We start from the raw sequence: 554 nt of genomic DNA, 5'->3' as shown, positions 1-554 counted from the left end.
GACGTTATTTTTATGCTTGGGCATTACGACTTCCGTGGTCAGATGCATTGGCCTGCTGGCATGCGTTCAAGCTTGATGCAGCTTTGCCGGATGCCCGCCATCTGTCAAACGTCAGTTGTGACACGGCGCCCGGTGTTGTGTGAATTTTCTGGTTTTCAGCGCAATTGCCGCGGTTTTAGCTATACCTGTAACTCCCCCTACGCAATACATTCAGGCCTTCTGACAGGAGTTACAGCATGAAGCTAGCAGTAATGATGGGCACCCTCTGCATTGCCACCCTTGGCGTGGTGGGTTGCTCCAGCAAAACCGTCGCTCCCGATGAGTATTCCGGCTTTCTCAAGGACTACAGCCAGCTCAAGGAGGCCAAGTCGCCGTCCGGTGCCGAGGTGATGCGCTGGATTGATCCGAAAGTGGATATCAGCAAGTTCACCAGCGTGTACATCGAGCCGACCCAGCTCTATCCAAAGCCGCAACCGACCGCGAAGATTTCCCAACAGACCCTCAACGGCATCACCTCCTATTACGATCAGGCGCTCAAGCGTGAAATCAGCAAG

The 554-nt window shown here is 54.0% G+C and carries 1 protein-coding gene; it reads left to right on the top strand.

Features of this window, described 5'->3' with window-relative positions:
- Positions 1–236 precede the first annotated feature (236 nt).
- The coding region (locus HT737_RS28705; protein ID WP_182404508.1) for a DUF3313 domain-containing protein at positions 237–554 on the top strand (318 nt) is incomplete at its 3' end.

It is taken from the genome of Pseudomonas sp. MD195_PC81_125 (assembly GCF_014060985.1).
GTDB classification, from domain to species: Bacteria; Pseudomonadota; Gammaproteobacteria; order Pseudomonadales; family Pseudomonadaceae; genus Aquipseudomonas; species Aquipseudomonas parakoreensis.
Note: the sequence above shows the minus strand (reverse complement) of the source record. Positions and strands in the feature narration are given on the sequence as shown.